Source organism: Halomonas aestuarii (genome assembly GCF_001886615.1).
GTDB lineage: Bacteria > Pseudomonadota > Gammaproteobacteria > Pseudomonadales > Halomonadaceae > Halomonas > Halomonas aestuarii.
Map to the genome: position 1 here is coordinate 2,144,055 of NZ_CP018139.1, position 18,668 is coordinate 2,162,722.

Here is an 18,668-nt window from a genome sequence, read left to right on the forward strand (position 1 = left end):
AGGCCTCAAACGCCGGCCGTCCCGGGGCCTCATCCCGGGACGGACAGCACCTCGATGAGGCGCTCGCGCAGCTGCTGCTGGCGGCCGGGGTCGGTGAGCGGCGCGCCGGCCTTGTCGGTGATGAAGAAGACGTCCTCGACGCGTTCGCCGAGGGTGGCGATCTTGGCCGCCGACAGCGCGATGTCCTGCTCCATGAAGATGCGCCCCACCCGGGCCAGCAGGCCGGGGCGGTCGGGGGCGACGAGCTCGAGCAGGGTGCGCTCGTTGGCCGGGTCCTGCTCGATGCTGACCTCGGTGGGCACCCGGAAGTGCTTGAGCTGGCGCGGGGTGTGCCGGGTGACGATCTGCGGGTAGTCGTCCGGGTCGTCGAGCTCCTCCACCAGGTGGCGGCGGATCGTCTCGATGCGATCGCGCTCGCGGATCGCCTGGCCGTGATCGTCCAGCACGATGAAGGTGTTCAGCGTCCAGTCGTTGCTGGACGTGGCGATACGGGCATCGTGGATCGACAGCCCCAGCTGGTCCATGGCGGCGGCGGTGGCGGCGAAGAGGTCGTCCACGGAGCGGGTGTGGATGAACACCTTGGTGCCGCCCTCGGCCATGTCGTCGACGGGGGCGTTGATCAGGATCAGCGGCAGCTGGCTGTCGTCGTGGTCGAGGATGCCCTGGGTCTGCCAGACGATCTCGCTGGGCGCGTACTGCAGGAAGTAGTCCTCGCCCAGGGACTCCCAGAGCCGGTCGACCCGCGCCATGTCGGCGCCCACCGTGGCCAGCAGCGAGTGGGCCTCGCTGCGGGTCTCCTGCACCCAGTCGTCGCGCTCCAGGGGGTTCTCCAGGCCGCGGCGCAGGGCGCGCTTGGTCTCCATGAGCAGCTGGCGCATCAGCGAGGCCCGCCAGCCGTTCCACAGGGTCGGGTTGGTGGCGTTGATGTCGGCCACCGTCAGCACGTAGAGGTAGTCGAGCCGGGTCTCGTCGCCCACCAGGCGGGCGAACTCGGCGATCACGTCCGGGTCGGTGATGTCGCGCTTCTGGGCCACCATGGACATCATCAGGTGGTGCTCCACCAGCCAGGTGACCAGGCGGGTGTCGCGGCTGGAGAGCCCGTGGCGCTCGCAGAAGGCCTCGGCGTCCCGGGCGCCCAGGATCGAGTGGTCGCCACCGCGGCCCTTGCCGATGTCGTGGTAGAGCCCGGCGATCCACAGCAGTTCCAGCTTGGGCAGCTGGTGGATCAGGTTGGCAGCCACCGGGAACTCCTCGCGGGCCTCGGGCTTGCGGAACCCGTGGATGCACTTGAGCAGGCGCAGGGTGTGGGCGTCCACGGTGTAGATGTGGAAGAGGTCGTGCTGCATCAGCCCCACGGCCTGGCCGAACTCGGGCAGGTACTTGCCGAGCAAGCCATAGCGGTTCATGCGCCGCAGCTGGCGGGCGACGTTGCCGCCGGAGCGCAGCAGCGCCATGAACAGGCTCTGGTGGCGGAGGTCGTCGCGGTAGAGATCATCGATCTGGTGGCGGTGGTCACGGAGCAGGCGGATGGTATCGGCGCGCACCCCCTCGATCTCCGGGTGCTCGGCCATCAACAGGAAGAGCTCGAGGAGCGCCGAGGGGCGCCTGCGGAAGACGTTGCGCGAGCGGGCCTGGATGTAGCTCCCCTTGATCTCGAAGCGCTCGTTGAGCGGCACCGTGGGGAGTTCCTGGCCGGCATGCAGGATGGCCTCGTCGAAGTGCTGCAGCAGCATGTCGTTGAGCCCGGCCAGCGCCGTGACATGGCGATAGTAGCGCTTCATGAACTGCTCGACGGCCAGGCGCTCCGGGGTGTCGCGGAAGCCGAACAGCTCGGCGATGGTGCGCTGGTGATCGAACAGCAGGCGGTCCTCGGCACGGTCGGTGAGGATGTGCAGGGCGTAGCGGACCTGCCAGAGGAAGGCCTGGCCCTGGCTGAGGATGCGCAGTTCGGCATCGTTCATGAAGCCGCCGGCGACCAGGTCCTCGTAGCGCTGGGTGCCGAAGTGGCGCTTGGCCACCCAGCCGATCATCTGGATGTCGCGCAGCCCGCCGGGCGAGCTCTTGATGTTGGGCTCGAGGTGGTACTCGGAGTTGTTGTAGCGGTAGTGGCGGCTGATCTGCTCCTGCCACTTGGCCTCGAAGAAGCGGTCCGCCGGCCACAGCCGGTCGGTGGCGAGCCGTACCTGCATCGCCTCGCGCAGCCGCTCGGGGCCGGCCAGGGTGCGGGTCTCGAGCAGGTTGGTGATCACCGTCACGTCGGCCTCGGCCTCGCGCTCGCAGTCGGCGAGCGATCGCACGCTGTGGCCGATCTCCAGGCCGATGTCCCACAGGAAGGTGATGAAGGCCGTCAGCGGCTCGCGATAGGGCGTGTCGTCGTCCTGCTCGAGCAGCAGCAGCAGGTCGATGTCGGAGTGGGGGTGCAGCTCGCCGCGGCCGTAGCCGCCCACGGCGACCAGGGCCACCCCGTCGTCGGGCCAGTCGTGCTGTTCCCAGGCGATGGCCAGCAGGCGGTCCAGGCACCAGGCCCGGCCATGCACCAGGTCGCGGATGTCCGCGCCGGCGCGGAAGCGCTCGTCGAGGCGGGCCTGGATGTCGCGCAGTGCCGCCTTGAAGGGGGCGACCGGAGAGCGCTCGCCGGCGAGCTCGGCCCGGAAGGCCTCGACGTCGAAGAGGCTGTCATCGGGCACGAAGCAGTAGTGGTGCAGGAGCATGGCGGTCGACTCAGCGGTCGAGGAAGGAGAGGTCTTCGTCGCGACGGGCGGTGAGCACCTCCACCCCCGTGGCGGTGACCAGCAGGGTGTGTTCCCACTGGGCGGTCAGACTCCTGTCCTTGGTCACGGCGGTCCAGCCGTCGCGCAGCACCTTGGTCTGGTGGTTGCCGACGTTGATCATCGGCTCGATGGTGAAGCACATGCCTTCCTCGAGGGCGATGTCGGCCTCCGGGGCATAGCCGTCGTAGTGCAGGATCTGGGGATCCTCGTGGAAGCCGGCGCCGATGCCGTGCCCGCAGAAGTCGCGCACCACCGAGTAGCCGTTGGCCTCGGCGTGGGACTGGATGGCGCGGGCCAGCTCGGAGAGGTGCACGCCCGGACGGACCAGAGCGATGCTGCGGTAAAGGCACTCCTGGGTGACCCGACAGAGGCGCTCGCCCTGGATGGTCTCGCCGATGATGAACATCATGCTCGAGTCGCCGTGATAGCCGTCGGCGGTCTTCACGGTGATGTCGATGTTCATGATGTCGCCCTTCTTGAGTTTCTTGGCGTCATCCGGGATGCCGTGGCAGACCACGTGGTTGATCGAGGTGCAGATCGACTTGGGGAAGCCGTGGTAGTTGAGCGGCGCCGGGGTGGAGCCCAGCTCGTCGACGATGTAGTCGTGGCAGAGCCGGTCCAGCTCGCCGGTGCTCACGCCGGCCTTCACGTGGGGGATGATCATCTCGAACACGCTGGCGGCCTGGCGACCCGCCTCGCGCATCTTCTCGATCTCGTCGGGCGTCTTGATGGGTACGTTCATGGAATCTCGAATCAGGGGTGGTGTCGCCCGGACATCGGCGGGCTCGAGCATCGGACGACTTCATCTCGGAGGCCATCCATGGTATAAAGCTGCGCGCTTTCCTGCAATCGCGGAGCCCCGCCGATCCGTCGACACCTCCGTTAGGCTCGGGAAAGTGCATCAATCAATGCAATGCCTTGAAAACACACATGCACCGTCACATGGTCCCGGGTGCTGTCGGTTCATCCCGGCGGTCGGATCCATGGGGTGCGTGGAGGCCTAACCCGATTTTCCAGGAGTCATCCATGGCACACGTCAACATGCGTGACCTGCTGAAGGCAGGTGCTCACTTCGGTCACCAGACCAAGTACTGGAACCCGAAGATGTCCAAGTACATCTTCGGTGCCCGCAACAAGATCCACATCATCAACCTCGAGCACACCCTGCCGGCCCTCAACGAGGCCATCGATGTGGTCGAGAAGATGGCCGCGGCCAACAACAAGATCATGTTCGTCGGCACCAAGCGCAGCGCGAGCAAGATCATCAAGGAAGAGGCCAACCGCGTCGGCCAGCCGTTCGTCAACCACCGCTGGCTCGGCGGCATGCTGACCAACTACAAGACCATCCGCGTTTCCATCAAGCGCCTGCGCGACCTCGAGACCATGCACGAGGACGGCACCTTCGAGAAGCTGACCAAGAAGGAAGTGCTGATGGCGACCCGCGAGCAGGAGAAGCTCGAGCGGTCCGTGGGTGGTATCAAGGAAATGGGCGGCCTGCCCGATGCCCTGTTCGTGATCGACGTCGATCACGAGCGCATCGCCATCAACGAGGCGAACAAGCTGGGCATCCCGGTCATCGGCGTGGTGGATACCAACTCCGATCCCGATGGCGTCGATTACGTGATCCCGGGCAACGATGACTCCATCCGCGCCATCCAGATCTACGTCAAGGCCGTCGCCGACGCCTGCGCCCGTGCGAAGGAAGGTCGTCCCGACGAGTTCGTCGAGGTCACCGAAGCCGAAGAGAGCCAGAGCGACGCCGCCGCCGAGTGATCGTCGGCCCGCCTGGGCCGGCCCGCATGCCGCCACTCCGGTGGCGGCCCGCCGGACAGGCGAAGGGGGCCCCGGCCCCCTTTTCTCTCTTGTTTTCCGCGTTTTATCCAGGTCGAACCATTTCAGAGGACACTACCATGGCAGCTATCAGCGCCTCCCAGGTCAAGGAACTGCGCGAGCGTACCGGGCTCGGCATGATGGAGTGCAAGAAGGCACTCACCGAGACCGATGGTGACATCGAGCAGGCGATCGAGAACCTGCGCAAGAACTCCGGGCTCAAGGCCGCCAAGAAGGCCGGCCGCACCGCCGCCGAAGGCGCCGTGGTCACCCGCGTGGCCGACGACGGCAGCTACGGCGTGATGGTCGAGATCAACTCCGAGACCGACTTCGTCGCCCGTGACGACAACTTCAAGGTCTTCGCCGACAAGATCGCCGACGCCTTCTTCGCCGCCAAGAGCGAGGACGTCGCCGCCGTGATGGATGGCGAACTCGAGACCGCTCGCGAGCAGCTGGTGCAGAAGATCGGCGAGAACATCGGCGTGCGTCGCTGCGTCGTGGTCGAGGCCGGCGAGGGCAACCTGGTGGGCGAGTACGTCCACGGTGGCCGCATCGGCGTGCTGACCACCCTGAAGGGCGGCAACGCCCAGGCGGCCAAGGACGTCGCGATGCACGTCGCCGCCATCAACCCGGCCGTGGCACGTCCCGAGGACATGCCCCAGGAGCAGCTGGACGACGAGAAGGCGATCATCCTGGCCCAGCCGGACATGGCCGGCAAGCCGGAGCAGATCGCCGAGAAGATGGTCCAGGGTCGCCTGAAGAAGTACCTGGCCGAGAACAGCCTGACCGAGCAGCCCTTCGTCAAGAATCCCGACCAGTCCGTGGCCGAGTTCGTCAAGGCCGCCGGCGGCGAGGTGATCGGCTTCACCCGCTTCGAGGTGGGCGAGGGCATCGAGAAGGAAGAGGTCGACTTCGCCGCGGAAGTGATGGAACAGGCCAAGCGCAGCTGAGGTCGCAGGTTCCAGTGTGACGATGGCGTGCGCGCGAGCGCACGCCTTCGCGTATCCGGCCGGTAGATCCGGCCATCCACCAGGTCCCATGCGTCGAGAATCCCGGAGAGATCCCATGACCAGTGCCGATCACCCTGCCCCCAGCAAGCCCGAGAAGTCCCGTGCCGAGGTATCCAAGTACAAGCGCATCCTGCTCAAGCTCTCCGGCGAGGCCCTGACCGGAGATGCCGAGTTCGGCATCGACCCGAAGGTGCTGGATCGCCTGGCGCTGGAGATCGGCCAGCTGGTGGGCATCGGCGTCCAGGTCGGTATCGTGGTCGGTGGCGGCAACCTGTTCCGCGGTGCGGCCCTGCACGAGGCGGGCATGGACCGGGTCACCGGTGATCACATGGGCATGCTGGCCACGGTGATGAACGCCCTGGCCATGCGCGACGCTCTGGAGCGCTCCAACATCCGTTCGCGGGTGATGTCGGCGATTCCCATGAGCGGCGTGGTGGAACATTACGACCGCCGGACCGCCATCCGCTACCTGACGTCCGGGGACGTGGTACTGTTCTCGGCCGGTACCGGCAACCCCTTCTTCACCACCGACTCCGCGGCCTGTCTGCGCGGCATCGAGATCGATGCCGACGTGGTGGTCAAGGCCACCAAGGTGGACGGGGTCTACGACAAGGATCCCGTCAAGCACGCCGATGCGGTCAAGTACGAGCAGCTGACCTATGATGATGCGCTCGACCAGAAGCTCGGCGTGATGGATTTGACCGCCATCTGCCTGGTGCGGGACCATGACATGCCGGTGCGGGTCTTCAACATGAACAAGCCGGGCGCCCTGCTGAACCTGGTGGTGGGTGGCAAGGAAGGCACGCTGATTGACAGAGGGTGAGACAGTGATCGACGACATCAAGAAGGATGCGGAAAGCCGCATGAAGAAGAGCCTCGAGGGCCTTCACGCCAACTTCAACAAGATCCGCACCGGTCGGGCGCACCCCAGTATCCTGGATGCGGTGACCGTCGACTATTACGGTGGCCAGGTGCCGCTCAACCAGGTGGCCTCGATCAACGTCGAGGACGCCCGGACCCTGACCGTGGTCCCCTGGGAGCAGCAGATGGTGCCCAAGATCGAGAAGGCCATCATGACCTCCGACCTGGGGCTCAACCCGGCCAGCGCCGGCAACGTGATTCGCGTGCCCATGCCGATGCTGACCGAGGAGACCCGCAAGGGCTACATCAAGCAGGCTCGCCAGGAGGCCGAGCATGCCCGTGTCGCGGTGCGCAACGTGCGCCGTGACGCCAACGGCGACTTCAAGGCGCTGCTCAAGGAGAAGGAGATCACCGAGGACGAGCAACACCAGGCCGAGGAGGCGATCCAGAAGCTCACCGACGGCATCGTCGCCGAGATCGACAAGGCGCTGGAGTCCAAGGAACACGACCTGATGCAGGTCTGAGGACGGCGGGCGGCACCGGCGAGCGGCGCCGCCGGCGACGGATCGCCCCTCGACGAGCCGCGGGCACCCGGTCCGCGGCTCGTCGGCCTTCATGCTCTTACCCGCCATGCGAGACATCATGACGTCACCGCAGTCCACCCGCAGCGCGGCATCCTCCGACCACGGGCCCGCTTCCCACGAGCCCCCGCTGCCCCGCCATGTCGCCATTATCATGGACGGCAACAATCGCTGGGCGAAGGCCCGCGGCCTCTCCGGCATCCGCGGCCACCATGCAGGCGTCGAGGCGGTGCGTGCCGTCATCCGCCGCGCCGCCGAGCGCGGCATCGAGACCCTCACGCTGTTCGCCTTCTCCAGCGAGAACTGGAAGCGCCCCGCCAGTGAGGTCAATGCCCTCATGGAGCTCTTCCTCATGGCGCTCCAGCGCGAGGTGAAGAAGCTTCACCGCCATGGCATCCGGCTCTCCGTGATCGGTGACCGCAGCGGCTTCTCCGCCTCGATCCAGAAGCACATCGACAGCGCCGAGGCGCTGACCAGCGACAACACCGGCCTTCATCTGGTGATCGCGGCGAACTATGGTGGGCGCTGGGACATCGCCTGTGCCGCGCGTCGGCTGGCGGAGCGGGTCGCCGCCGGTGAGCTCGACCCCGAGGCGATCGACGAGCAGGCCATGGACGAGGAGATCAGCCTGGCCGGCGATGCCCCGGTGGACCTGTGCATCCGCACCAGCGGCGAGAAGCGCATCTCCAACTTCCTGCTCTGGCAGATGGCCTATGCCGAGCTCCATTTCACGCCCGTGCTGTGGCCCGACTTCGACGGCGAGGCCTTCGACCGCGCCCTGGCCGACTTCCAGGGGCGCCAGCGGCGCTTCGGCATGACCGACGAACAGCTCGAGGCGCAGCAGGGTGGCTAGCAACGTGCTAAGACAACGGATCATCACCGCGGCCTGGCTGGCGCCGCTGGCCCTGGCCGGCCTGTTCGGCCTCGAGGGCGCGGCCTTCGGCCTCTTCACGGCCGCCATCGTGCTGCTGGCGGCCTGGGAGTGGGCCAACCTCGCCGGCATCACCGCGCCGGCCCGCCGCCTGCTGCCGGTGGCCGGCCTCGCCGTGCTGATGGCGCTGTGCTGGTCCTCCGGCATCGCCCTGGCGACCTGGCCGCTGTGGCTGGGCGCGCTGGGCTGGCTGGTCAACCTCTACTGGGTGACCGGCTATCCTGACCGCCTGTCGCAGTGGCAGTCGACCGGCATGCGCCTGGCCATGGGGCTCTGGGTGCTGCTGCCGACCTGGGTGGGCTTCAACCTGCTGCGCGACAGCGGCGCCGTCTGGCTGCTCTTCGTGCTGCTGCTGGTCTGGGGCGCCGACATCGGCGCCTACTTCGTCGGCCGGGCCTTCGGGCGATGCAAGCTGGCGCCCAGCGTCAGTCCCGGCAAGACCCGCGAGGGCGTGGCCGGTGGCCTCGCCGTCACCGCCGTGCTGGCAATCGTCTTCGCCCTGTGGCAGGGGCTCGGTCTCGCCTCCGGCCTCGCGCTGCTGGGGGCGACCCTGTTGGTGACCCTGGTCTCGGTGCTGGGGGATCTGCTCGAGAGCATGCTCAAGCGGCATCGGGGCATCAAGGATTCGAGCCAGTTGCTGCCGGGCCACGGCGGCGTGCTGGACCGCATCGACAGCCTGACCGCCGCGGTACCGCTGTTCGCCCTGCTGCACGGGAGCCTGCTGTGACCCTGCGCCACGTGACCGTGCTGGGCGCGACCGGCTCCATCGGCACCAGCACCCTGGAGGTGCTGGCCCTTCACCCGGACCGCTACCGGGTGCATGCGCTGACCGCCCATCGCTCCCGGGAGACGCTGCTGGCCCAGTGCCGGGTCCACCGGCCCGCGGTGGCCGTGCTCGAGGCCGAGGGCGATGCTGCCTGGCTGCGCGAGCGCCTGGCCGAGGCGGGGCTCGCGACCGAGGTGCGCGCCGGGGCCGATGCCCAGGTCGAGGTGGCCGAGGCCGCTGAGGTGGATACCGTGATGGCGGCCATCGTCGGTGCCGCCGGCCTGCTGCCGACGCTGGCCGCCGTGCGCGCCGGCAAGCGGGTGCTTCTCGCCAACAAGGAGGCCCTGGTGATGTCCGGGGCGCTGTTCATGGACGCGGTGGCCCGCCATGACGCCACCCTCCTGCCCATCGATTCCGAACATAATGCCATCTACCAGTGTCTACCCGTCGAGCATCGTGGCGGCCTCGCCCGGCACGGGGTGACGCAGCTGCTGCTGACCGCCTCCGGCGGCCCCTTCCGCGGCTGGACGTCGAGCGACCTCGCGGCGGTGACGCCCGACCAGGCCTGCGCCCATCCCAACTGGTCCATGGGACGCAAGATCTCGGTGGACAGCGCAACCCTGATGAACAAGGGGCTCGAGCTGATCGAGGCCTGCTGGCTCTTCGATGCCCGCCCCGACCAGATTCAGGTGGTGGTGCACCCGCAGAGCGTGATCCACTCGATGGCGGCCTACAGCGACGGCTCGGTGATCGCGCAGCTCGGCAATCCCGACATGCGCACGCCCATCGCCTACGGCCTGGCCTGGCCGGAGCGCATCGCCGCCGGGGTCGAGGCCCTGGACCTCTTCCAGGTCGCCCGGCTCGACTTCGAGCCCGCCGACGAGTCGGCCTTTCCCTGCCTGCGCCTGGCCCGGGAGGCCATGGCGGCGGGAGGGACGGCGCCGGCGGTGCTCAATGCCGCCAACGAGGTGGCCGTGGAGGCCTTCCTCGACGGCCGCCTCGGGTTCACCGGCATCGGCGAGCTGGTGGCGAGAGTGCGCGATGCGCGTCCGGTCGAGCCCGCCCAGGACCTCGAGACGATCCTCGAGGCCGATGCTCTCGCCCGCCAGGCGGCGCATGCCTGGCTGGCGCGGCGATGACGCTCGCGCCTCGACCCCGTTGACTGCAAGGAGACTGCCGTGGGCCTGATCCAGAACGTGTTGGCCGTCATCGTGGTGCTCGGCCTCTTGATCACCTTTCACGAGTTCGGCCACTTCTGGGTGGCGCGGCGCTGCGGCGTCAAGGTGCTGCGCTTCTCGGTGGGCTTCGGCAAGCCGCTCTGGTCCCGCCGGGATCGTCACGGCACCGAGTTCGCGGTGGCCGCCATCCCGCTGGGCGGCTACGTCAAGATGCTCGACGAGCGCGAGGGCCCCGTGGACCCCGCCGAGCGACACCTCGCCTTCAACAACAAGACGGTCTGGCAGCGCATCGCGGTGGTCGCCGCCGGGCCCCTGGCCAACTTCCTGCTGGCCATCGTCGCCTACTGGGCGCTGTTCGTGGCCGGCACCACCACGGTGGCGCCGGTGATCGGCAGCGTGGCGCCGGACTCCCCGGCCAGCCGCGGCGGGCTCGTGGCCGGCCAGGAGATCACCGCGGTGCAGGGCGATGCGGTCCACTCCTGGGACGACATCAACCTCAAGCTGGTTGCGGCCATCGGCGAGAGCGGCGAGCTCCAGGTGGCGGCCCGCGACGAGGTGGCCGCCACGCCCCGGACCTATCGGCTGCCGGTGGAGCAGTGGCTGGTGCGCCAGGATCCGCCGCGTCCGCTGACGAGCCTGGGGGTGACCCCCTGGCGGCCCGAGATCCCGGCGGTGCTGGGCCAGGTGGTCGACGGCGAGGCCGCGGCCGAGGCCGGCCTGCAGGCCGGGGACGAGGTGGTGGCGGTGGACGGCGAGCCGGTGGCGGACTGGATGGCCTTCGTCGACCACGTCCGCGCCAGCCCCGGTGAGCCCCTCGAAATCGCGGTGCGCCGCGACGGCGAACGGCGCGTCTTTTCCCTCACGCCCCGCGCGAACGAATTGGAGGAGGGCGTGACCATCGGCTACATCGGCGCCGGCGTCGAGGCCGTCACCTGGCCCGACGAGTATCGCCGCGAGATCCGCTATGGGCCCCTGGCGGCCGTCGGGGAGTCCCTGTCCAAGACCGGCGAGATGACGGTGCTGACCCTGGGCGCCATCCGCAAGATGGTGGTGGGCCTGATCTCGCCGAGCAACCTCTCCGGCCCCATCACCATCGCCCGCATCGCCGGTGACTCGGCGCGCAGCGGCCTCGAGAGCTTCGTCAGCTTCCTGGCTTACCTCTCGATCAGCCTGGGGGTGCTGAACCTGCTGCCGATCCCGGTGCTCGATGGCGGCCACCTGCTCTATTACCTGGTCGAGGTGGTCCGTGGCCGCCCGGTCTCCGAACAGGCCCAGGCGGTGGGGTTGCGCATCGGCCTTGCCCTGGTGGGCACCCTGATGCTGATGGCCCTCTATTTCGACCTGATGCGGCTCTGGTAGCCGGGTGTCGGCTTGTCAGTGGCCAGTACAAATGTATAAGGTGCCTGTCTGGACAGGACGGCAGATCAACGCGAGCGAATCGACTGCATGAAAATCAAGACCATCGGACTGGCGGCGCTGCTGCTCGCCGGTGCCCAGGCGGCACTGGCGGAACCTTTCGACGTTTCCGACATAAGGGTTGAAGGGTTGCAGCGGGTCTCCCCCGCCTCCGTGTTCAACGCCTTTCCTGTCAGCGCTCGCGATCGCGTCGATGATCGCGAACTGGCCGACGCGGCTCGGGAGCTCTTCGCCACCGGCCTGTTCGAGGACGTCAGCCTGGCCCGCGAGGGTGACGTGCTGATCATCCAGGTGGTGGAGCGGCCGACCATCGCGCGCATCGACATCGAGGGCAACAGCCAGATTCCCGACGATGACCTGCGCGACGGCCTCAAGCAGGCCGGCCTCGACGAGGGGCAGGTCCTCCAGCTCTCCACTCTCGAGGAGATCCAGCGCGAGCTGGAGGGCGTCTACCAGTCCCAGGGACGCTACAGTGCCCGCATCGAGACCTCCGTCGAGGAGGTGGGCGAGGGGCAGGTCCGGGTCAACATCGACATCGACGAGGGGGCGGTCGCCAAGATCCGCCAGATCAACATCGTCGGCAACCGGGATTTCGACGACGAGACCCTCAGGGAGGTCTTCGAGCTTGAGGACAGGCCCGGCTGGTTCTTCGGCTGGTTCTCGAGCGACGAGTATTCCCGCGAGGCCCTGGCCGGCGACCTGGAGCGGCTGCGCTCCTTCTACCTGGATCGCGGCTACGTGAACTTCAACATCGAGTCCTCCCAGGTCTCGATCAGCCCCGACAAGTCGCGGATCTTCGTCACCGTGAACATCGACGAGGGCAATCAGTATCGCCTCGGGGACATCCGGTTCTCCGGCGACCTGAGGATCGCCGAGCGCGAGGCCCGCCAGCTGCTGGAAGTGGAGAGCGGCGAGATCTTCTCGCGCAGCGACGTCACCGCCTCCTCGGAGGCCCTGCGCTCGCGCCTCGGCGCCGAGGGATTCGCCTTCGCCAACGTCGATGGCATTCCCGAGGTCGCCACGTCCGGCGATACCGTGGACCTGACCTTCCGGGTCGAGCCCGGCCGGCGCGCCTATGTGCGGCGCATCGAGTTCGTCGGCAACACCACCACCCAGGACGAGGTGCTGCGTCGCGAGATGATCCAGATGGAGGGGGCGCCCGCCTCCACCGAGTCGATCAGCCAGTCGCGCCAGCGCCTGGAGCGCCTGGGCTTCTTCAAGCAGGTCGCCGTGGAGACGCGTCCCGTGGCGGGGGAGCCCGACAAGCTCGATGTCACCTACACGGTGGAGGAGCAGCCCTCGGGCTCGATCTCGGCGAGCATCGGCTTCTCCCAGAGCGCCGGGGTCATCTACGGGGCCTCGCTGTCCCAGAACAACTTCCTGGGCACCGGTAACCGGGTCAACGTCGGCGCCCAGCGCAGCGACACCTTCACCAGCCTCAACTTCGGCTTCACCGACCCCTACTGGACCCTGAGCGGCATCTCGCGCGGCTACAGCCTCTTCTATCGCGAGACGGACTACGAGGATTCCGACATCTCGACCTACTCTACCGATTCCTTCGGTGGGGGCATCAACCTCGGCTACCCGATCAACGAGCTGACCCGGCTCAACTTCGGCACCAGCGTCGAGGACCTGTCGATCAAGACCTATCGCGACACGTCCTCCGAGGTCCAGCGCTACGTGGAGGACCAGGGCAGCGAGGCCCAGAGCCTGAAGCTGACCGCCAGCTGGACGCGCAACAACCTCAATCGCGGCATCATGCCCACGGCCGGCAACTATCAGCGGCTGTCGCTGGAAACCGCGGTGCCGGGCAGCGATGCCGAGTACTACAAGCTGCGGGCCCGGGCCCGCCAGATCGTTCCGTTCAACGAGGAGCAGACCTGGGGGCTGAAGTTCAGCGGCGAACTGGGCTATGCGGACAGCATCGGTAACGACCCCTACCCGTTCTACGAGAACTTCTTCTCCGGCGGCCTGGGCTCGGTGCGCGGCTTCACCGGCAATACCCTGGGGTCGGGCACCACCGCCCGTGCCGCGGGCAACGACAGAACCCTGGGCGGCAACGTCCTGGTGGAGGGCAGCGCCGAGGTGCTCTTCCCGATGCCCTTCGTAGAGGACCAGCGCTCCCTCCAGGCCTCGCTGTTCCTGGATGCCGGCAACACCTACCTGACGGACTGCTACGCGGTGCTCCAGGAGGATGCCGACCGCCAGCAGTGCGAGTCCGGGGTGGATCTGGGCGAGTTGCGCTACAGCGCGGGGATCGGGCTCTCCTGGCTGACGCCGGTGGGGCCGCTGACCTTCAGTGTCGCCGAGCCGCTCAACGACAAGGAGGGTGACGACACCCAGTTCTTCCAGTTCTCGCTGGGTCAGACCTTCTGATCCGGCCTTGCCTCGAGGAGTCCTCCGCATGCGCACGCTGCCCGCCGCCCTCTGCCTCGGCCTGCTGATCGCCGTCACCCTGCCGGCCCAGGCCGCCGAGGTGGCCGTGCTCGACTGGCGGGCCGCGCTGATGGAGACCGATGCCGCCCAGCGTTCCATGAACGAGCTGCGCAATCGCCTCGCGGACCAGCAGCAGGAGGCCGAGGCCCTGGGCGCGGAGCTCCAGCAGATGCAGCAGCGCCTGCAGCAGGGCGAGAGCATGACCGAGACCGAGCGGCGCACCACCCTCCAGGCGTTCCAGCGCAAGGGGCAGCGCTTCGAGCAGCTGCGCCGGGAGATCGGCCAGGCGCGACAGCAGTCGGAGAAGGCGTTCCTCCAGCAGGCCGAGCCCAGGCTCGACCAGGCGGTCCAGCAGGTCATCGATCGCCACGGCGTCGAGGTGCTGGTGGACCCGAACGGCGTGTTGCATGCTGAACGGGACCTTCAGGATCTGACCGGGGAAGTCACCGAGATCCTCAATACCCTCTACTGATACTGAGCCGGCCGTCCGCCCGCCACGACAGCGAGTCCCCATGAACCAAGACGCCCGAACCCTCACACTGGCCGAGATCGCCGAGCGCCTGGGAGCCCGCCTGAAGGGTGACGGCGAGCGGCGGGTGAGTGGCCTGGCCACGCTCCGGGACGCGACGCCGGATCAGGTGGCCTTTCTCGCCAACCGCGCCTACCTCAAGGATCTGCCCCAGACGCGGGCGGCGGCGGTGCTGCTGGCCCCCGACCATGGCGAGGCCTGCCCGGTGACGCGCCTGGAGCTGGATAACCCCTACCTGGGGTATGCCGAGCTGTCGCGCCTCTTCGACCCCCTGGCCGGGCGCACCCCGGCCGGCATCCATCCCACGGCGGTGGTCGCCGACGACGTCCGGCTGGGCGAGAACGTGGCCATCGGCCCCCAGGCGGTGGTCGAGTCCGGGGTCGAGCTGGGTGACGAGGTGGTGGTCGGCCCGGGTTGCGTGGTGGGGGCGGATTCGTGCATCGGCCCCGGCTCTCGCCTGCATGCCAATGTCACCGTCTGCCACGGAGTGGTGATCGGGCACCGGGCCATCCTGCACAGCGGCTGCGTGATCGGCGGCGACGGCTTCGGCTTCGCCCACGACGGCGGGCGCTGGCACAAGATCGCCCAGCTGGGCGGCGTGGTGCTGGGCGATGACGTCGAGGTCGGCAGCTGTTCGAGCATCGACCGCGGGGCGCTCGGCGACACCGTGATCGGCGATGACGTGAAGATCGACAGCCAGGTGCAGATCGCCCACAACGTGCAGATCGGGGATCACAGCGCCCTGGCCGGCTGCGTGGGCATCGCGGGCTCCACCCGGGTGGGCAAGCACTGCATGCTGGGCGGCGGGGTCGGACTCTCCGGCCACCTGACCATCGCCGACGGGGTGCAGGTCACCGGCATGAGCCTGGTGACCAATTCGATCCTCGAGCCCGGCATCTATTCGTCGGGCACCGGCTCCATGGACAATGCCCAGTGGCGTCGCAATGCGGTGCGCTTCAAGCAGCTCGACGACATCGCCCGTCGCCTGTCGCGGCTCGAGAAGGCCGGTCGCAGCAGTTGAGGCCCCCTCACAGGGCGGTATAATCCACCGCCAGTCTTTGCCGGCGCCCCGAGTGCCGGCCGTGTCCCTCCGAGGGAGGGGCATCCTGTCATTTCAGAGGTCGCTACGATGGTAATGGACATCAACGAGATTCGTGAATATCTGCCCCACCGCTACCCCTTCCTGCTGGTGGATCGGGTCACGGAGCTCACGCTGGGGGAATCCATCGTTGCCTACAAGAATGTCAGCATCAACGAGCCCTTCTTCAACGGCCATTTCCCGCACCACCCGATCATGCCCGGCGTGATGGTGGTCGAGGCCCTGGCCCAGGCCTGTGGCATCCTCGGCTTCAAGACCGTCAACAAGCTGCCCGCCGATGGCTACGTCTACTACCTCGTGGCCAGCGATAACGTGCGCTTCAAGCGCCCGGTGATGCCCGGCGACCAGCTGGTGCTGGAGGCCCGCGTCGAGCGCACCAAGCGCGGCATCTGGAAGTTCGTCTGCCGGGCTACCGTCGGCGGCGAGCTGGCCTGCGAGGCCGACATCACCTGTGCCGAGAGGAAGGTCGCTTGATACACCCCACCGCCCTCATCGACCCCGAGGCGCGCCTGGCCGATGACGTCGAGGTCGGTCCCTTCACCGTGATCGGGCCCGATGTCGAGATCGGCGCCGGCAGCCGGATCGGTCCCCATGTCGTGATCAAGGGACCCACCGTGCTGGGCGCGCGGACCCGCATCTTCCAGTTCGCCTCGGTGGGCGAGGACTGCCAGGACAAGAAGTACGCCGGCGAGCCGACCCGCCTGGTGATGGGCGACGATAACGTCATCCGCGAAGGGGCGACGCTGCACCGCGGCACCGTCCAGGACCGCGGCGAGACCCTCATCGGCTCGCGCAACCTCTTCATGGCCTACGTCCACGTGGGCCATGACTGCGTGATCGGCAACGACTGCATCTTCGCCAATCAGGTGACCCTCGCGGGTCACGTGAGCATGGGCGACTTCGTCATCATCGGCGGCCTCTCGGCGATCCATCAGTTCTGCCGCTTCGGTGACCACGCCATGGCCGGCGGTGGCTCGATCATCACCAAGGACACCCCGGCCTACGTGATGATCAATGGTAACCCGGCCCAGGCCCACGGCCTCAACCTGGTGGGGCTCAAGCGGCGCGGCTTCTCCAAGGAGGCCATCCGGGCCCTGAGCGAGGCCTACAAGCTGGTCTACCGCCAGGGCCTGACCACCGAGCAGGCGCTCGCGCAGATCCGGGCGCGTTTCTCGCTGCCCGAGACCGAGCGCTTCGCCGCCTCCATCGAGGCCTCGACCCGCGGCATCATCCGCTGAGGGAGGTGCGGCCATGACGGTGCGTCGCGTCTATCTCGTCGCCGGCGAGCTCTCGGGCGACCTGCTGGGGGCCGGCCTGATGCGGGCGCTCAAGGCGCGTCATCCGGGCATCGAGTTCCGCGGCATCGGCGGCCCGCGCATGATCGAGGAGGGCATCGACAGCCGCTTTCCCCTGGAGACCCTCTCGGTGATGGGCCTCGTGGAGGTCCTCAAGCACCTGCCCGGGCTGGTGCGGGTGCGCCGCGCGCTCAGGCGCGATGCCCTGGCCTGGCAGCCGGACATCATGGTCGGCATCGATGCCCCGGACTTCAACCTGGGCCTCGAGCGTCAGCTGCGCGAGGCCGGCCTCACCACCGCCCACTACGTCAGTCCCTCGGTCTGGGCCTGGCGGCAGGGACGCGTCAAGGGCATCAGTCGCGCCGTGGATGCCATGCTCACCTTCCTGCCCTTCGAGGCCGCCTTCTACGCCCGTCACCGCGTGCCCGTGGCCTTCGTCGGCCACCCTCTGGCCGACGAGCTGCCGCTTTCGAACGACCGCGAGGCGGCCCGGCGAGCGCTCGGGCTGGCCGGTCGGGACGACGGGGCGACGGCCCCGCTGCTGGCGGTGCTGCCGGGCTCCCGAGCCAACGAGATCCGCTTCCTGGGCGAGACCTTCCTCGCGGCCGTCGAGCGCCTCTGCCGGGAACGCCCGGCGCTCTCGGTGGTGATACCGGCCGCCACCCCGGCGCGCCGTAGCGAACTCGAGGCACTGCTCGCGGCGCATCCGGCACTGCAGGGACGGGTCACCCTGATCGACGGCCAGTCGCGGGAGGCGATGGTGGCCTCTGATGCCGTGCTGCTCGCCTCCGGCACCGCGGCGCTTGAGGCGATGCTCTGCCACCGCGCCATGCTGGTGGCCTATCGCATGGCGCCGGCGACCCACTGGCTGGCGAAGCGGCTGGTCAGGACCGAGTGGATCTCGCTGCCCAACCTGATCGCCCGGGAGACCCTGGTGCCGGAGCTGATCCAGGAGGCGGCCAGCCCCGAGGCCATTGCCGACCGGCTCGGCGAGATGCTCGACGACGAGGCGGGCCGCAAGGCTCTGGAGGTGCGTTTCGCGGAAATGCATGCCGGCCTGCAGCGCGATGCCAGCCGCCGCGCCAGCGAGGCCCTCGAGGCACTGGTGTCGGGGCGGGCCCTGCCGGCGAGCGTCTCCCCCGAGGCGGGCGAGGTCGCCGCCGGCGAGGTCGAGCGATGAAGGCCCCGTCATGAAGACTATGAAGGACCGGTCATGAAGCGAAAGACGCTGCCGCCGCTCTCGATCGACTATGTGGGCGATCGCCTGGCCGGCGTGGACGAGGTGGGCCGCGGCCCGCTGGTCGGTCCGGTGGTCGCCGCGGCGGTGATCCTCGATCACGAGCGGCCCATCGAGGGCCTTGATGATTCCAAGGCGCTCACGGCCCGTCGACGCGAGGCACTCTGTGGCGAGATCCGCGAACGGGCGCTGGCCTTCGCCGTGGCCGAGGCCAGCGCCGCGGAGATCGATGACCTCAACATCTTCCATGCGACCCATCTCGCCATGCGCCGGGCCATCGACGCCCTGGACCCTGGACCCGAGTACCTGCTGGTGGACGGCAATCGCCTGCCCGGGCATCATGTCCCCGGCCAGGCGGTGGTCAAGGGCGATGCCCGTCATCCCGCCATCGCCGCCGCCTCGATCCTCGCCAAGGTGGCGCGCGACGCCGGCATGGTGGCCCTGGACGCCCGGCATCCCGAGTACGGTTTCGCCCGCCACAAGGGCTACCCGACCCGCGAGCACCTGGCCGCCCTGGAGCGCCTGGGAGCGCTGCCCGAGCATCGCCGCTCCTTCGGCCCGGTAAAGCGCCAGTTGGCGCTGCTCTGAAGGTTGATCAGTGTCGGCCAGGAGAGGCGCGGGGGCCGGGTCAAAGAGGAGGTCCGACGCCAAGGATGGCGTCGGTAGCGCCCAATGAGGGGTTCATGGCGCCTCCTCGGTGGCCCGGCATCCCGGGGCCAGGCTCCCGA

General features: G+C 68.3%; 17 protein-coding genes. 15 read left to right on the plus strand and 2 right to left on the minus strand.

Annotated elements, in window-relative coordinates; genetic code table 11:
* Positions 1–29: 29 nt before the first annotated feature.
* Both BOX17_RS10010 and map read right to left on the minus strand, forming a co-directional pair.
* Positions 30–2,711, minus strand: coding sequence for a [protein-PII] uridylyltransferase (locus tag BOX17_RS10010; RefSeq protein WP_071944167.1), 2,682 nt, complete (start codon positions 2,709–2,711; stop codon positions 30–32).
* A 10-nt stretch (positions 2,712–2,721) separates the two neighbouring features.
* Positions 2,722–3,513: a type I methionyl aminopeptidase gene (gene map / locus BOX17_RS10015; RefSeq protein ID WP_071944169.1), complete on the minus strand. Its 792-nt coding sequence runs from the start codon at positions 3,511–3,513 to the stop codon at positions 2,722–2,724.
* Positions 3,514–3,797: 284 nt separating this feature from the next.
* Between map and rpsB the strand changes: the two genes are divergently transcribed.
* From rpsB to rnhB, 15 genes are all read left to right on the plus strand, one after another.
* Positions 3,798–4,544 (plus strand): 30S ribosomal protein S2, encoded by a 747-nt coding sequence (rpsB, locus tag BOX17_RS10020; RefSeq protein ID WP_071944171.1) that lies wholly within the window; start codon positions 3,798–3,800, stop codon positions 4,542–4,544.
* Between the two features lie 137 nt (positions 4,545–4,681).
* Positions 4,682–5,551 carry a translation elongation factor Ts gene (gene tsf, locus BOX17_RS10025; RefSeq protein ID WP_071944173.1) on the plus strand — a complete coding sequence of 290 codons (870 nt, stop codon included), beginning with the start codon at positions 4,682–4,684 and terminating at the stop codon, positions 5,549–5,551.
* Between the two features lie 115 nt (positions 5,552–5,666).
* Entirely contained in the window at positions 5,667–6,434 is a 768-nt protein-coding gene (gene pyrH / locus BOX17_RS10030) for a UMP kinase (protein WP_071944175.1), read from the plus strand.
* Positions 6,435–6,438: 4 nt separating this feature from the next.
* Complete coding sequence (gene frr, locus BOX17_RS10035) at positions 6,439–6,996, plus strand: ribosome recycling factor (RefSeq protein WP_071944177.1); 558 nt, start codon at positions 6,439–6,441, stop codon at positions 6,994–6,996.
* 118 nt (positions 6,997–7,114) lie between these two features.
* Positions 7,115–7,906 (plus strand): polyprenyl diphosphate synthase, encoded by a 792-nt coding sequence (gene uppS / locus BOX17_RS10040; protein ID WP_071946807.1) that lies wholly within the window; start codon positions 7,115–7,117, stop codon positions 7,904–7,906.
* 4 nt (positions 7,907–7,910) lie between these two features.
* On the plus strand, positions 7,911–8,711 hold the full coding sequence (locus BOX17_RS10045) for a phosphatidate cytidylyltransferase (protein ID WP_071946811.1): 801 nt from the start codon (positions 7,911–7,913) through the stop codon (positions 8,709–8,711).
* 2 nt (positions 8,712–8,713) lie between these two features.
* The gene (gene ispC, locus BOX17_RS10050; protein ID WP_071946809.1) at positions 8,714–9,889 is read left to right on the plus strand and encodes a 1-deoxy-D-xylulose-5-phosphate reductoisomerase; all 1,176 of its coding nucleotides are present in this window, start codon (positions 8,714–8,716) and stop codon (positions 9,887–9,889) included.
* Positions 9,890–9,928: 39 nt separating this feature from the next.
* Positions 9,929–11,287: a sigma E protease regulator RseP gene (gene rseP / locus BOX17_RS10055; protein ID WP_071944179.1), complete on the plus strand. Its 1,359-nt coding sequence runs from the start codon at positions 9,929–9,931 to the stop codon at positions 11,285–11,287.
* A gap of 87 nt (positions 11,288–11,374) precedes the next feature.
* Positions 11,375–13,720: an outer membrane protein assembly factor BamA gene (bamA, locus tag BOX17_RS10060; protein ID WP_244272128.1), complete on the plus strand. Its 2,346-nt coding sequence runs from the start codon at positions 11,375–11,377 to the stop codon at positions 13,718–13,720.
* A gap of 28 nt (positions 13,721–13,748) precedes the next feature.
* A complete protein-coding gene (locus BOX17_RS10065; RefSeq protein ID WP_071944181.1) occupies positions 13,749–14,252 on the plus strand; it encodes an OmpH/Skp family outer membrane protein in 504 nt (167 codons plus the stop codon).
* A gap of 40 nt (positions 14,253–14,292) precedes the next feature.
* Positions 14,293–15,330 carry a UDP-3-O-(3-hydroxymyristoyl)glucosamine N-acyltransferase gene (gene lpxD / locus BOX17_RS10070; RefSeq protein ID WP_071944183.1) on the plus strand — a complete coding sequence of 346 codons (1,038 nt, stop codon included), beginning with the start codon at positions 14,293–14,295 and terminating at the stop codon, positions 15,328–15,330.
* 108 nt (positions 15,331–15,438) lie between these two features.
* On the plus strand, positions 15,439–15,882 hold the full coding sequence (gene fabZ / locus BOX17_RS10075; protein ID WP_071944185.1) for a 3-hydroxyacyl-ACP dehydratase FabZ: 444 nt from the start codon (positions 15,439–15,441) through the stop codon (positions 15,880–15,882).
* Positions 15,879–16,646 (plus strand): acyl-ACP--UDP-N-acetylglucosamine O-acyltransferase, encoded by a 768-nt coding sequence (gene lpxA, locus BOX17_RS10080; RefSeq protein ID WP_071944187.1) that lies wholly within the window; start codon positions 15,879–15,881, stop codon positions 16,644–16,646. The genes fabZ and lpxA overlap by 4 nt, the downstream gene beginning before the upstream one ends.
* A gap of 13 nt (positions 16,647–16,659) precedes the next feature.
* The gene (gene lpxB, locus BOX17_RS10085; protein WP_071944189.1) at positions 16,660–17,883 is read left to right on the plus strand and encodes a lipid-A-disaccharide synthase; all 1,224 of its coding nucleotides are present in this window, start codon (positions 16,660–16,662) and stop codon (positions 17,881–17,883) included.
* Positions 17,884–17,916: 33 nt separating this feature from the next.
* Positions 17,917–18,528: a ribonuclease HII gene (gene rnhB, locus BOX17_RS10090; RefSeq protein ID WP_071944191.1), complete on the plus strand. Its 612-nt coding sequence runs from the start codon at positions 17,917–17,919 to the stop codon at positions 18,526–18,528.
* Positions 18,529–18,668: the final 140 nt, after the last annotated feature.